We start from the raw sequence: 246 nt of genomic DNA on the forward strand, positions 1-246 counted from the left end.
GTCAAGGAAGTGAAGGAACAGGAAGTGTACATGGGCGAAATTCCGCTCATGACGCCGACGGGTTCGTTCGTCATCAACGGTACGGAGCGTGTGATCGTTTCGCAGCTGCACCGTTCGCCTGGCGTGTTCTTCGAACACGACAAGGGCAAGACGCACAGCTCGGGCAAGCTCCTGTACTCGGCACGTATCATTCCTTACCGCGGTTCGTGGCTCGATTTCGAGTTCGACCCGAGGGACGTGCTGTAC

At 57.3% G+C, this 246-nt stretch carries 1 protein-coding gene; it reads left to right on the forward strand.

All coding sequences use genetic code 11. The annotated features are described in order from the left end of the window. A partial coding sequence (locus R0J92_RS25555) for a hypothetical protein (RefSeq protein ID WP_411053748.1) occupies positions 1–246 on the forward strand: 246 nt, incomplete at both ends.

The sequence above is a fragment of the Tritonibacter sp. SIMBA_163 genome, assembly GCF_046535935.1.
Lineage (GTDB): Bacteria > Pseudomonadota > Alphaproteobacteria > Rhodobacterales > Rhodobacteraceae > Epibacterium > Epibacterium scottomollicae.